This is a genomic window from Aquimarina latercula DSM 2041, assembly GCF_000430645.1.
Classification (GTDB): domain Bacteria; phylum Bacteroidota; class Bacteroidia; order Flavobacteriales; family Flavobacteriaceae; genus Aquimarina; species Aquimarina latercula.
This window is the reverse complement of the sequence record NZ_AUMK01000003.1, coordinates 409,015-421,470: the sequence shown is the minus strand read 5'-3', so window position 1 is coordinate 421,470 and position 12,456 is coordinate 409,015. Positions and strand designations below refer to the sequence as shown.

Below are 12,456 nucleotides of genomic sequence, written 5' to 3'. Positions count from 1 at the left end.
TCATCATCAATCAAAAAACTATCATTTATTATCGTAAAGACCTCGTAATTAATTTATCGTAAGCTTTATCACCAAATACATCTCTATACCAAATAGCTGTTTTTGCCATTCGTCCTTTTACATAACGTGTTTTGGGTTTTCTTTTTCTAACAATTTTATTCATTAAATCTGCTATCACGCCTGGTTCTGTTGCATTTGCCATAAGGTTTTGTGAATCTTCAGAAGACATATCTGGAATCATATGTTGATAGTTTGAGTCTTTATAGTATTTTCCTGAAACTTCCATAGCAGCATTATAAAAATTAGTTTTAATAATACCTGGCTCTACTACCACTACATCTATATTGAATTCTTTTACTTCTAAACGTAGACAATCACTCCAACCTTCAATAGCATGTTTTGAAGCATGGTACCAGCCACCAAGTGGTGTATAAATTTTTCCTCCCATAGAAGTTAAATTTATAATACGTCCCATTTTTTGTTTTCTCATGTGTGGTAATACTGCTTTTACAGTTCTAGCATAACCAAACATATTTACATTCATCTGTTGCATTGCATCTTCAATACTTACTTCTTCTATTGGTGCAAATAAGCCATAGCCAGCATTGTTTATTAGTATATCAATGCGTCCTTGTTCAGCAATAATTTTTGCTACTCCTGCTTTTACTTCTTCATCGTTTGTAACATCCATATCTAATGAATGACCTCCAATACCATCCAAAAATTTATTTTTTTCATATTGTACATCACCACCATATACTGTATGGCCTTCTGCAATTAATTTTTCAGCTGTGGCTTTACCCATTCCTGATGCTGTACCAGTAATTAAGATTATTTTTTTAGAATTTTTATCCCATTTTTGCTGCGCGTTTACTTGGAATATACTTAATATAACAACTAGTATGGCAACTCCTACATTTTTAATTAAACTATTCATACTTTATTATTTTTATTTTAAACCTAAATTATTTTTCATCATTCCTATAAAATCACTATCATTCATACTATCTCTAGCACTTAATAATTGTTTAGCATCTTCTCCAGCTCTGTATCTTAATGTTTCTGTATTGTCTGTTGCTGCAGTAAAAATTACATTAGCAATAACATCTGGTGTGCTTATAGTATCGGCATCAAAAGCTTTACCAAAAGCTTCCATGGTACTTCCCACAAATTGGTTATACTCTTTAAACTCTTCGTTATGTTGAAACTCTAAAGAACGATTTCCAAAATCTGTTGCTACACCTCCCGGTTCAATAACTTTTACATTTACTCCTAATGGTTTTAATTCATAATGAAGTGATTCACTAAAACCCTCAACTGCAAATTTGGTAGCGTGATATAGTGGCATTAACGGAAAGGTCATTCTTCCTCCTATAGATGAAATATTGATGAGCATTCCACTTTTATTGGCTCTAAAATGTGGTAATACAGCACGAGTTACATCAAATAGTCCAAAAACATTAACATCAAACTGTCTGGCAACACTTTCTCTACTAGCCGATTCAAAAGTCCCCATTAAACCATAACCTGCATTGTTTAATACAACATCTATATGTCCAAATTTTGCAATACCTTCTGTAATTGCATTATTTATACTTGAAAGATCTTGTACATCTAGTTTTGTAACTAGTACATTATTTAGTTTTGTTAAGTCTTCCTCTTTTTCTGGTGTACGCATAGTAGCTATTACATTCCATCCTTCTGATTGAAATTTTGAAGCTGTTGCGCGACCAATACCTGTACTACTTCCCGTGATTAATATTGTTTTACTCATAATAGTATTTATTTTTATTATTTATTATAAACCAACCAATTGGTTACTTTTTGCCACTAACTTTTTGGCCGCCTCCATATCGTTTGCATGAGGATTTGGCGATTTCATTGGCCAACCGCCTTGTTTACATTCTTTATCTCTATATAACACACTGTGTTGACTAAAGTACGCTCCCGAATGGTTTGGTGCTTCATCTGATAATAATACATGAAGTGATGTTTGAGCAGATTCCCAATTACTGTTAGAAATTGACTTAGTAAATGGTTTTGCAATTGCCATAAGTGCTTTCATTAAAAAGTTTCCACCACTTCCAAAATTAGAACGTGCCCAACCTGGATGTATTGAAGCTGTAGCAACATCAGATTTTTTTAAACGCTCATTTAATTCCATAGCATATTGTATTGAAGCGGTTTTAGCTTCGCCATAGGCTGCAAAATTGTTATACTTTCTGTTTTCAAAATTCAAATCGTCAAGATGTACTTTATAACGATTTTTAGGGCTTCCTGCATGTACTACAGAAGACAGGATAGCCATTCTTGATGCATCTGTTTCGTTAAGTATATCTAGTAATAATTCGGTAAGTAGAAAATGCCCTAAGAAATTAACTCCAAAAGTCCATTCAAAATTATCTTTGGTATATAGTTTTTTACTACCCATAACTACCATACCAGCATTACACATTAATCCATCTAATCGGTGATGCTTCTTTAAAAAGGCTTGGGTGAAATTTCGAACAGATTGTAAATCTGCCAAATCAAATTTAATAACCTCATGACTTCCTTTTAATTCTTTAAAAGACTCAGCAACTTCATTAGCTGATTCTGGCCTTCTACATGCCATTACTACGTGAGCACCTTGTTTTATTAATTGTCTAGTAGTTTCTAAACCAACTCCAGAGTTAGCTCCTGTAACTATATATATTTTTCCTGTTAAGCTTTTTGATAAGGTTTCTTTGTCGCACCATATCATATGTTTATGACTCATAATTCTTTAATCTATTTTACATTACAAAGTAACGCCGATTTTAATTCGAGAAAGAACACAATTTTCGGAATCTATAACACAATATTCAGATAATTAAAAAGCTCTTTCATTTTACTGAAAGAGCTTGATTATGAGCCAATAAAAACCTTTTTTAATTAAAAGTCTTTGCTCTGAATTGCACTGGTGACTCACCTACTTTTTTCTTGAATATTCTACTAAAATAATGTGGATAATTAAACCCTAAATCGTATGCTATTTCATTAACAGTGTATTCTGAATTGAGAAGCTTGGTTTTAGCCAAATCAATAATATATTCATCAACATGGTCTTTGGTACTTTTTCCTGTTTCTTTCTTTAATAAATCGCTTAAATAATTAGTCGAAAAATTTACCTTTTCGGCAAAATATTCTGGTTTAGGTATGCCATTAACTAACTGAATACTTTGATTATAATACTCTTTAATAAGTTTTTCTACTTTACTAATAACGTCAGAATTACTATTAACTCTAGTTATAAATTGTCTATCATAAAACCGCTTAGAATAATTTAATAACAGTTGAAGATTAGTCACCACAACTTCCAGAGTATGTTTATCTATATTAGATTTTAATTCTTCCTCTATATTTTTTGTGATTTCAATTAGAGTATCTTCCTCTTTTTTTGATAAGTGTAAGGCTTCATGTACTGCATAGTCAAAAAAATTGTACTTACCAATATTTGTTCCTAGATCAAAATTTCTTAATAAATCTGGGTGAAACACTATCATAAATCCATAAGAACTTGGTGTGTGCGTTGAAGAAGATACAATTTGATTAGGTGCAATAAAGCGAAGAACTCCTTCTTCAAAATCATATTTGTTTCTACCATATTGCATACCACAATCACCATCCTTTAGGATAATACTATATAAGTCTGAAGTCATTTTGACACCTTCAAATGCTTTCTTTTTTTCTTCTGGCAATTCTTCAAGCCTAGTAACATCTATAATACCTATTAATGGATGTGTTGGCTTCTCCCAACCTAATGTATCAAAAAGCTGAGTAAGGGTTTTAATGCGTATGATATTTTCTTTTGGCATAATACTCTAATTTGTTAGAACAAATTTATAAGCCCCGATGCTAAATACTAAACACTATTTACAGAATATTGAACACATAGTCCTTTTATAAAATCTTTTAGACAATTTATTGTTGAAATATTTTTGTGATTGAAATTTCAATAGGGCGATGGGTTACTCGTAGCTCTTTTTTAACTTTTTTGAATTATCTTCAATAAAAGGGTACTCAACGTTGTTGGGGATTTATAGTCAAGCATAGCTTTTTTTATAAACTAAACTACCAATCATTCCAGTAGCTTCATTTATAATAGCTTTCATTTTAATTTAATTTTCGGTATTCTAGAGGTGTGTTTCCTGTTTTAGATTTAAATAATCTTGTAAAATAATGTGGATAATTAAACCCCAATTCAAAAGCTATTTCACTAATAGATTGGTTTGTTGCTAAAAGCTTATTCTTAGCCAATTCTATTACATATTCGTTAATATGATCTTTAGCAGAACGTCCCGTTTCCTTTTTTAAAACATCACTAAAATAATGTGAAGAAAGGTTCGCTTTTTGGGCAAAGAAATCTATAGAAGGTAAGCTATTTTCTAATTGCTCATTATTCTTAAAATACATCTTCAATTCTTTTTCAAATAGTGTAAAAACATCTTTGTTTTGAGCGGCTCTTGTATTAAACTGTCTTTCATAAAAACGTAAACAATAATTCAATACCAATTCGAGATTTGAGACTATTACTCTTTGACTGTGATTATCAATACGTTGAGTGAATTCATTTTCGATATTTTTAACCGTTTCCTTTAAAGTAATTTCTTCATCTTCAGATAAATGTAATGCTTCAAAAACCCCATAATTAAAAAACGAATAATCAGAAATAATTTCTCCTAAATGTGTTCCTCGTATTAAATCCGGATGAAAATAGAGCATCCAGCCCTTAATATCTCCTGGTTTCATCTCTTTTTCTACTGTAGAGACTTGCTTCGGTGCAGAAAAGACCATAACACCTTCAGCAAAGTCGAAGTGATTTCTACCGTACTCAACTCCACAATCCCTATCTTTTAAGGCAATCATATATAAATCAGTAACTACTTTAGTTCCAATTTGCGAAGTTGGTACATCTAATTTCTCTGTATTAATTAACGTAATTAAAGGATGTTTAGGCTTTTCAAACCCGAAGGCTTCGTGAAGCTCACTTATAGAATTTACATTTACTATATGATTTTTCATAATCTTAGATATTGTATACAAATATATAAACCGTTAGTGTTTAAAATTTACACAAATTGCAGAATTAAGAACACATATTTAGTTATTAAACCATTGCACACACATTATGCTTCCCTCTTACGTCGTCGCATAAAAAGTGTTCCATTAACATTATAGAAGAAGCTTTTTAGAATAAATTTTTTCAAGAAACTTTAGTAACAATTTTCGCTTTTAGCCAAAGCTCAAGTTACATAATGCAGAACATTATTATTCAAAAAAAGAATTATAATCAGACGTTATATAAAATGTCTTTATAACATTATAAAAACGTGAGCATTATTGTAATAATATAAAGAAAAACATATAGTTATAAATTCTTTTCATGATCCATACTTTGGTTCAATACACGAACAATTAGAATATCTATATCCGTGACTAAATAAAAAATAGTGTGAGATTTATACGAAAATCTTTTTAAAGATAGAATAAATTCAGAGGCATCACGTCCAAGATTAGTATTGTCCGCTAATACTTGAAACAGCGTATGCATCCCTAATAAGTATCCCTTGGCTTGTTTTAACCCAAATGTTTCAATACCATATTCATACATTTTGGCAAGATCCATCTCTGCTTTTCTTGATACTTTATAAACGCCCATCCGCTCTCATACGTTCTTCGACTTCTTGCATAATATCTGGCACAGATTTATCACTAATACCACTATCCATACCTTCAGTTATAGCCGCTTTAAGTGCTGAAAATTTTGCTTTTTTAGCTTGGTCACGTCTTACTAAATCACGAAGATACTCACTGTCATTTGTGAACTCTCCTGCCTTAATTTGAGATTTTATCCACTTATCTTGTTTCTCTGTAAACGTGATCGTTTTTCTAATTGTTGACATAATTAAATGTTTAAATAATCATACTATTGGTGTAATATACAATATTCATTAAGCATTCCAAAATTTGTAACTCCTAATTAATGCACTTGTAAGCAATCCCATTCCAAAAACATTGCCTTTATCTCTCCCGATAGTTATCGGGATCGTTTTTCATAGTAAGTGTTGCATTACCATTTTTTAAAGAAACTTTTAGCTCACAAGATTTTTATTTTTTTAGAGGAGTTCGTGAATCTTGCATGACATTTGGCTACCGCCCAATCTCATCCTTCGATTTTGTTAGAAAACTTTTAACATAAACTGTAGAAGTAATAAACGCCAACGCACCGCCTCGCGCTTCTACTTCAAAAGGTTTACTAGACCTTCTTCATTCCGCCGTGCCTAACTAAAGTGACCCTTCGACAAAACTTCGAAAGGCTCAGTGTAGCAGCTCAGAGGCAACGTCGTTTCGAGAAAGACGTTCCATTATCTTTTATAAAGCATTCTTCTCTATCTTATTTATCAACCCTTGTTGCTGTTTTACTAATAATTCTCCAATCATTTTTAAACTTTTTAAGTAAGAATAAATCAATATATACCCACGCTCGATTGGGACCAGCGATTTCAACTTTTGCTGTTGCTATATCTTTTGTAATCTTAATATCTAAAATTTTGGCCTCTCTCCCATTAAACTTCCCTTTTTCAGCGTTTTTAAAAAAATCAGCGTACTCACTTGGGGAGTATTTTTTGAAATCTCCATCTCTGTTTGTTAGATATAGTGTAGCATTGTCTGCAAAGGCACTTAATAACATTTCTTTCTTATTATAAGAACTCCCTTCCATATATTTCTGAAGTGTTTTTACAACTGAAGGATTATATGATGATGTTCTGTATGTAGCAGCGTCACTTATAGGATAAAAATCCTCTATTACAGTAGAAGTCTTTTTATTGTTTTCTTTTTTAATTAAAAAAGCCCCTCCCCAAACTACTTGAGGATACTCTATAACTTGCGCTATCATTTCGCCTAAAGATGGAATGGTAGCTTTAAACTTTTCTATGGCCTCATCTTTTGGAGCCCAACGGAATTCTACATTTTTATTTGTTGGCAAATCATTAGTAGTAGATTTTGCGACATAAACCTGTCGTACACTTAACGAATTATTAAAGTCAAATTTATAAGTAAAAACACCTTTAAGGTTTGGTTTTGTAATGGATACTCCATATTTATTTGAGATACTATCGATAACTTCATTTATAGTTTGTCTTTTCTTATAAAATGCACCCATTGTTATCCAACCAATTGTTGCTTTTTTTATTAAAACATCTCCGTTATCATTAAGAATAACTAAACTAATAACTGATGTATTCACATCTTTATCAATTTTAGATTGGGCATTTGTATATTGAATTGTAAGCAGCATCGCTACTACTAGGATGTAATTTTTCATATTGACTGTTTTTAATATTAATACGTGGCAAATGTCTAAGGTTTAGACACTGTTTCCTACTTACATCACGATGTTGGCATACAAAATGAATGAAAAAACCTATTTTGAAGTATGCATTGAATAAAATTATGAAGGGATATGTGGCACTTTTGCAAAAGCATGAAACGTATAAGTAATATTATATTTTCTCTGAAGAATTGTGATTGTGATATTATACCAGTGTATTGAAAGAAGATAATCTCTGTTGTCTCAAAAAAAAATTATAATTAAAATAATTTATGTCACATATTTGAGACATTTTGTAAAAAAAGATTACTTTTGTGTTTGGATGAATATTGAAACTAGATCAAGAATAATTGAAGCTGCTATTAAAGTTTTTAATAAAGATTTTTCTGCACCATTACAGAAGGTTGCAGATAATGCAGATATTACAAGAAGAACATTGCATCGTTACTTTAAGGATAGAGATGAACTAATTGTTACCTGTGAACGTCAAATGGAAATGAGTTGTAAAAAGGCAATGATAGCAGCAATTAATAGTTCTGATGATCCATTGATCCAGTTAAAAAATATTTTACACGCAGGCATCGAATGCGGAGCTAAATATTCTTTTTTTTATAAACTTCATCAAAGAACTGGTCACAAACATTCTCAAAGCGATAAAGACTGCGCAGACTATGATTATATTTATCAAAGCTTCGCACAAATAATTAGAGACTTGCAAAAGAAAAACATAATTAGCAGGCAAATGACCATAGATTGGATTCAAAATCTACATGCTGGTATAATAAACAGTACGGTTAATGCTAGTACGACTACCGAAACCGAAAAATTACACATCAAAGAATTTGCTTGGAAATCTTTTATAAAAGGAATTAGTCCTTAAAAAAATTTAATAACCTATGTCTCATAATTGAGACATGTGTAAATGATAATAGAATACAATATGGCAGTAATAGAAGAAGCAATACATGAATTACATCATAATTTAATTTAAATAAAAGATAATCTATTAGAATTTATGTAATAGAGTCTTTGCATCAATTAAAATTATTGCATCTCCTCCTCTATTATTAATATTTAAAAACTTCAAAATATGAACAAAGACAAACTTTTTGATGTAATTATAATAGGCGGAAGTTATGCTGGATTATCCGCTGCGCTTGGATTAGGAAGAGCTTTACGTAACGTACTTGTGATTGATAATGGTAAACCATGTAATAGGCAAACTCCCCATTCGCATAATTTTCTTACTCAAGACGGTATGATACCCTCAGAAATAAATAGATTAGCAAAAAAAGACCTCGAAATTTACGAAACGGTTTTTTTCTATAATGGATTCGCATCCCATGGTAATAAAACTAAAAAAGGATTTAAAATAACCACAAAAAGCGGTGAGATTTTTAATTCTAAAAAATTAATAGTTGCTACCGGTATCAAAGATATAATGTCTGATATAGAAGGATTTAAAGAAAGTTGGGGTATTTCTATAATTCATTGCCCATATTGCCATGGTTATGAAGTAAGAAATAAAGCAACTGGAATTTTAGGAAATAGTGACTACGGTTTTGATTTTTCTAAGCTTATAAGTAACTGGACAAAAGATTTAACGTTATATACCAATGGGAAATCCGAGCTTACACAGGAACAAACTGAACAATTATCGCTTCATCAAATTCCTATCATTGAAAAAGAGATTATAAGTTTTAATCAAAATAATGGGCACCTCAATTATATTATTTTTAAAGATGGAACTACAATAAAAATTGACGCGTTATATGCAAGAGTACCGTTTGTTCAAAACTCAGATATTCCAAAAATACTGGGCTGTGAAATCGATAAAATGGGGTATATAACAGTAGATAATTTTCAAAAAACAACTGTTCCAGGTATTTATGCTTGTGGTGATAACGTTTCCTTAATTCGTTCTGTAGCTAATGCTGTTGGAATGGGTGCCAAAACCGCAGCAATGCTAAACAAAGAACTTATTGATGAAGAGTGGTTATAGGTAATTATTTGATTATAATTACCATAAAGGAGTTCACAATACGTTAGTTTTAAGGATATAAGATTGTAATTTAATAATACAGTCTAAAATCAAGGAATTTACAGATTTTGTAATGTCTTTGATGCAGCTCTTCTACAACATCTAACATGTTATCATCTTCTTTAAACAAGTTAAAAAATGTTATATCAAGATTTGAGCTAGTGACTCCATTATATGGATTTCCGTATCCAGAAACACCTTTTGCACCTGTGATATCCAGAAAATATTGTGCTTCTTCTTCGTCTAAATCCAGCACTTTTGCATTAGAAAAATGTAAAATCTTTCCATTTAATTTTCCCTCAAAAATTTCTGCAATTTCCTGTAAACTATAATAGTAATCATTTAAACAAATACTATTTGCTTCGCCCGTTATCACCAAATAGATGATTTCATAATTTTTAAAATTATGATCATCCAACACTAATGTATTTAAACTAGCTTCTAAACCTTCAATAGTGTCGCAGGTTTTATAAATACTGGCTACGCCATATTGAGAGGTCAACTGTTCTAATTTTTTTTGTGCCTCAGTAATCTCGTTCGTTTCTATATCATTAACTGCTTCTAAACAGTAAATAAAATAATCGGCATCGATTAATGGTTCTTGGGGTAATTGCTCTCTTTTTTCTAACAAATCTTTAGGATTTACGAAATGTATACGAATCACAAAAATAGTAGATCTCTTTAATCTTTTTTAGTTAATTTATATAAAACACCTATAAACTATAAGTGTTTTATATATCTATTGTATTACTTAAGATTAAAAATATAATCTAATACTAAATCATTATCCTTTAAAATATTTTCCATTTTCATTTCTATTTTTTTATCCGGAATTATTCCTTTATTAAGTGGTAGTTTTGGCACATTCACTGATTCTCTTTCTGTCCCGATTTGTAAAACTAGTTTTGTGTTTTCTAAAGGTTTTACTCTTCTTCCGGGATGTGTACTGTACGTTCCTCCGGTCTCTTCTCCTAGTATAGTCGCTAACTTATTGTGCTTTATAACCGCTAACATTTGAGCAGTAGCAGATGCAGAACGACCATTGGTTATGACAAAAATATTTTTATTACTTATGGTATTATCTGTTTTTGGTTTTACAATTGCAGGTCTATTTCTTCTTTTATTTAACTCATTATCTTCATAAAAGTTTATTTCCTTACTAGTGATATATGACAATAAGTGATTCGTGCAAGCAGGGTTTCCTCCTCTATTTCCTCTTAAATCTAAAACTACTTTCTCTATATTTTCCTCTATGATTTTTTTCATATAAACGTCAATCTTCTCTTTGAAAAAATCAATATTTTGTTTTCCTCTTGGAAAATAACTAAAATTCTTAATTCTTATAATAGCAGTCTTATGTTCTTTTTTTACATCTAAACTTAACCTAGGTGTATTTATTATTTTAGATTTATAACCTGGCGCAGGTTCATCAATAAAAAATGTAGTAGTAATTTCTTTTTCGGTATTGTAAGGTTTAAATTTTATCTTATAAGTTCTACTAAAACCGAAGTAACTGTGATAATAATATAAAAAATTGATGTTTAAATCTCCTCTATAAAAGTGCTCATTAAAAGCGTCTGCAGAAATCGTTGTTTTTAAACTCTTATATATATCTTTTGCAGCAACTCCGTTAATTTCTACTATTTCGGAACCAACATTCATTGCTATATTTTCGATACAATTATTTATAGCATACATTTTACCATCTTCAAACCATACGATCAACGGTAACCAATATTTATATGGTACACTAAAAAATCGATTATCAACTATGCGCGTATGTAAACATCCTAAACTTGCAACTATGGGAGCTACTACTTGATAGAATTCATTTATCGTCATTGAGTCTTTTAGTTTTTCCCGTTGTACATCTATTAAATTAGTATAAGACACTTTATCTATAAACTCAAATTGAGTGGGATGCTGTTTTAAGGTTGTTAATAGTTGATTATAATCTGCTACTAATTTTTCTCTTTCAATGGTACTAGCAAGATTTATAAAGACCGAATCTTTAATCTTTGCAGTAGGTATAGTATGATGATATTCTGTTTTTAATAATGCTGCCGAATCATTTTGATTATAAACATATTTTACACGGGTTACACCTCGTTTTTTTTGTATTTTACTATCTATGTCAAAACTACTACGCTCAATTAAATTACCAGTAGTATCAAATTTATATCTTGAATAGGCATCATTACTTCTTTTATCCAACATATAATTCCCATCTAGATCAATAGAAGCATATTTTAAGCAATTTCCTTTTTTATCATAAGTAGCAAATCCACCTGCAGTTCCTAAAAACGAACCGATAACGGGTTTATTTTCTGCATTAAAAAATTGGAAACTAACCAAATTATTATACTCGTCATATGTAGCTTTATCTATAGCTATTCCTGTTTCGTCATTTATTAAATTTAGGTTTTTATCTACATTATTCATGGCTAACAATATTCCATTAGTATTGAATTTATATATTACATTATAAAACTTATAATAAGGACGCATTGGTACATTAGCTCCACTGATATCTTTTCTGGTCTCTAATATGGTATTCGTTTTAATGTGTTTCCATTTGTATTCAAATATTTTCCAAGTATTATTAATAGGAGCATCATTTTTATCATAAAATTTTAAGCTTACTCGCTTCCCTTCTTTGTTATAGGCATAAACTTCTTTAAACACTCCCATTCCGTTGGTTGTGGATTCACCATCTGAATTAAAAAATGTTCTTATTTCTTCATTACCGATGTATTCAATTTTGGTTTTGGGAGCTAAAGCTCTTTTGCCATCAAGTATACCACTCCTATTTAGTTCGATAAGCTTATTCTTATATAGATATTCAATAAGAATAAGTCGGTTTGAAGCATCATAAGTTAACTTAAAATGATTGGTGTTTTTACTTTCGTCTTGGGTTATAGGTATCCTACCTTCTGTTTTTGAATATGGTGTTTCTCGAAAAATTAAATGGTTAAAATATTTAATCGTATCAGATTGAGCTGCTACCTGTGCTACTAAAACTAAGAAGAAAAGAAATAGACGTTTTTTCATGATTGATGAG

General features: G+C 30.7%; 12 protein-coding genes. 2 read left to right on the top strand and 10 right to left on the bottom strand.

The window, feature by feature from the left end:
* Nucleotides 1–28: 28 nt before the first annotated feature.
* From H526_RS0102045 to H526_RS32270, 8 genes are all read right to left on the bottom strand, one after another.
* Nucleotides 29–937 carry an oxidoreductase gene (locus H526_RS0102045; RefSeq protein ID WP_081415526.1) on the bottom strand — a complete coding sequence of 303 codons (909 nt, stop codon included), beginning with the start codon at nt 935–937 and terminating at the stop codon, nt 29–31.
* A 12-nt stretch (nt 938–949) separates the two neighbouring features.
* Nucleotides 950–1,774, bottom strand: coding sequence for an SDR family oxidoreductase (locus H526_RS0102040; RefSeq protein WP_027391447.1), 825 nt, complete (start codon nt 1,772–1,774; stop codon nt 950–952).
* Between the two features lie 24 nt (nt 1,775–1,798).
* The gene (locus tag H526_RS0102035; RefSeq protein WP_211237818.1) at nt 1,799–2,758 is read right to left on the bottom strand and encodes an SDR family NAD(P)-dependent oxidoreductase; all 960 of its coding nucleotides are present in this window, start codon (nt 2,756–2,758) and stop codon (nt 1,799–1,801) included.
* Between the two features lie 151 nt (nt 2,759–2,909).
* Nucleotides 2,910–3,836, bottom strand: a complete 927-nt coding sequence (locus H526_RS0102030; RefSeq protein WP_027391445.1) for a helix-turn-helix domain-containing protein — start codon at nt 3,834–3,836, stop codon at nt 2,910–2,912.
* 298 nt (nt 3,837–4,134) lie between these two features.
* Complete coding sequence (locus tag H526_RS0102025; protein ID WP_027391444.1) at nt 4,135–5,043, bottom strand: helix-turn-helix domain-containing protein; 909 nt, start codon at nt 5,041–5,043, stop codon at nt 4,135–4,137.
* A 346-nt stretch (nt 5,044–5,389) separates the two neighbouring features.
* A complete protein-coding gene (locus tag H526_RS0102020) occupies nt 5,390–5,680 on the bottom strand; it encodes a type II toxin-antitoxin system RelE/ParE family toxin (protein ID WP_027391443.1) in 291 nt (96 codons plus the stop codon).
* On the bottom strand, nt 5,667–5,924 hold the full coding sequence (locus H526_RS28085) for a type II toxin-antitoxin system ParD family antitoxin (RefSeq protein ID WP_035084112.1): 258 nt from the start codon (nt 5,922–5,924) through the stop codon (nt 5,667–5,669). Before H526_RS28085 ends, H526_RS0102020 begins: the two co-directional genes overlap by 14 nt.
* Before the next feature lie 491 nt (nt 5,925–6,415).
* Complete coding sequence (locus H526_RS32270; RefSeq protein ID WP_027391442.1) at nt 6,416–7,348, bottom strand: nuclear transport factor 2 family protein; 933 nt, start codon at nt 7,346–7,348, stop codon at nt 6,416–6,418.
* 328 nt (nt 7,349–7,676) lie between these two features.
* Between H526_RS32270 and H526_RS0102005 the strand changes: the two genes are divergently transcribed.
* Nucleotides 7,677–8,234: a TetR/AcrR family transcriptional regulator gene (locus H526_RS0102005; RefSeq protein ID WP_027391441.1), complete on the top strand. Its 558-nt coding sequence runs from the start codon at nt 7,677–7,679 to the stop codon at nt 8,232–8,234.
* Nucleotides 8,235–8,444: 210 nt separating this feature from the next.
* Nucleotides 8,445–9,356, top strand: coding sequence for an NAD(P)/FAD-dependent oxidoreductase (locus H526_RS0102000; RefSeq protein WP_027391440.1), 912 nt, complete (start codon nt 8,445–8,447; stop codon nt 9,354–9,356).
* A gap of 70 nt (nt 9,357–9,426) precedes the next feature.
* Here the strand turns inward: H526_RS0102000 and H526_RS0101995 are convergent, their stop codons facing one another.
* On the bottom strand, nt 9,427–10,026 hold the full coding sequence (locus H526_RS0101995; protein WP_027391439.1) for a DUF6642 family protein: 600 nt from the start codon (nt 10,024–10,026) through the stop codon (nt 9,427–9,429).
* Between the two features lie 116 nt (nt 10,027–10,142).
* Nucleotides 10,143–12,446 carry a S41 family peptidase gene (locus H526_RS0101990; protein ID WP_027391438.1) on the bottom strand — a complete coding sequence of 768 codons (2,304 nt, stop codon included), beginning with the start codon at nt 12,444–12,446 and terminating at the stop codon, nt 10,143–10,145.
* Nucleotides 12,447–12,456 lie beyond the last annotated feature (10 nt).